This is a genomic window from Oleiphilus sp. HI0066, assembly GCF_001635725.1.
The window spans coordinates 1-1,833 of the sequence record NZ_LWFH01001824.1 but is presented as its reverse complement, the minus strand read 5'-3'; the positions used below and the strand labels follow the sequence as shown (position 1 = coordinate 1,833).

At 44.7% G+C, this 1,833-nt stretch carries 3 protein-coding genes; all 3 read left to right on the top strand.

Annotated features, from left to right (window positions below; translation table 11 throughout):
* The coding region (locus tag A3738_RS28380) for an acyl-CoA thioesterase II (RefSeq protein WP_068764014.1) at positions 1–695 on the top strand (695 nt) is incomplete at its 5' end.
* Positions 696–762: 67 nt separating this feature from the next.
* Entirely contained in the window at positions 763–1,029 is a 267-nt protein-coding gene (locus tag A3738_RS28375) for a hypothetical protein (RefSeq protein ID WP_068482241.1), read from the top strand.
* A gap of 68 nt (positions 1,030–1,097) precedes the next feature.
* The coding region (locus A3738_RS28370) for a tRNA(Met) cytidine acetyltransferase TmcA domain-containing protein (RefSeq protein ID WP_197474109.1) at positions 1,098–1,833 on the top strand (736 nt) is incomplete at its 3' end.

Below are 1,833 nucleotides of genomic sequence, written 5' to 3'. Positions count from 1 at the left end.
TGCATGGATACTTTCTGCGCGCAGGAGATCCAAACTTACCTATTCAATACGAAGTGCAATCTCTCCGGGATGGTGGCAGTTTTTCTGCTCGTCGCGTAATTGCGCGTCAACATGACAAAGAGATCTTTACCCTTAATGCATCATTTCAAGTTCCTGAAATTGGCTTTGAGCATCAGATTGATATGCCTGCCAGCACAGAACCTGATGTCTTACTTTCTGAACTAGATATGCGCAGGCGCTTTAAACATCTGATCCCAGAAAAGCTTAGAGATCAGTTTACACGCGACCGCCCTATTGAGATTCGCCCCGTTAATCCGGTGAATTATTCAAATCCTGATGTACGTGCACCCTATAAACAAAATTGGTTTCGAGCGGTAGGTGAGCTACCAGATGATCTATACCTGCATCAATGTATTCTGACTTACGCATCGGACTTCGGTTTGCTAGGCACAAGCATGCTTCCTCACGGCGTGAGCTTTGCGCAAAAGGGCATGCAAGTTGCCAGTATTGATCACGCGCTTTGGTTCCATCGTCCATTCCGTGTTGATGATTGGCTTCTCTATGATATGGACAGTCCTAGCGCTTCAAACGGCAGAGGATTCAATCGTGGCAACATTTTCAATCAAAAAGGTGAACTTGTTGCATCAGTTTGCCAAGAAGCACTGATTCGGAAAAAACCACAAAAGCCAGCTTAATCGCTTGCGCTATGGCGAGTTCAGGGCCATGATAAAAGGTAGTATTTAATATCAAAGGAGTATGGCCATGAGCAGTGCTGAAGAAAGCCGTCAAGCCAAGGTAATCAGTGAACTACGAACCTTTATCCGCAAGGTTCTCTCTGATCCGACAATCGCCACAAAATGCATGGAAATCGCGCGTCAACACAAAGGCCAACCAGACTCAGCAAAATTAATCGCTGAAGAAATCAGCGCAAATACCATTGTGCGCATTCCAGAAGAACATAGTGATGCGGATAAAATCTTCCTCGACATTATTAATGAAGTCTTAGACGACGAAGCGGCACTCTACTAACTCAGAAGATGACGCATTTAAAACGGAGCAACACGCTCCGTTTTTTATATCTGTCAGTTTTATCAGCGATGCATCAGATACAAGAACATATCCATCAACTTCAGCAGCAACATTTTCGAGCCTGCATAGCGATAAAAGGCACTGCTGATTGGGTGAAGGAAAGCTATCAAGTCCTAGCTAAAAAACTCCCAGACGGGCAAAGCGCTATTTTGTTGGGGCATGATGCATCTTTACTCCGTAGCGAGCATGATCGATGCATTGCACCCAAGCATTATCGCGAAATACTCGGACAACAAAGCCAAATACTCATTTGGGACTTACGCAAAGAGATTCATCCTGACGCGATCGCAGCAAGTAGTGGTGTTCTCGAAGGCGGCGGACTGCTCTTCGTATTAATCGACGATACGGATAACCAGCTTCAAGCATCCCACTCTCGATTTTTAAATACACTGATAGAAAGCGAAGCAATGCTTGTTATAGATAGTGACAACTTTGATGAAGCACTAACTCAGTTTTATCCCTTCCAAGTTCAATCATCAAACAAACAAGGTATTACACTCAACGAAGAACAGCAGGCCTGCTTGGCAAAAATTGAAAGAGTCGTAAAAGGACATCGCAATCGTCCTCTGATTCTACGAGCCGACCGCGGACGGGGTAAATCGACGACACTAGGTATCGCAGCAGCGCAATTACTCAATAACGCTAAGCTCGAGAACATCATACTCGTTGCTGATCATCCAAATTCCGTTGCGACTTTAATTCAGCATTTTGAACAAAACATCGATCACGCATCTTTGCGCGATA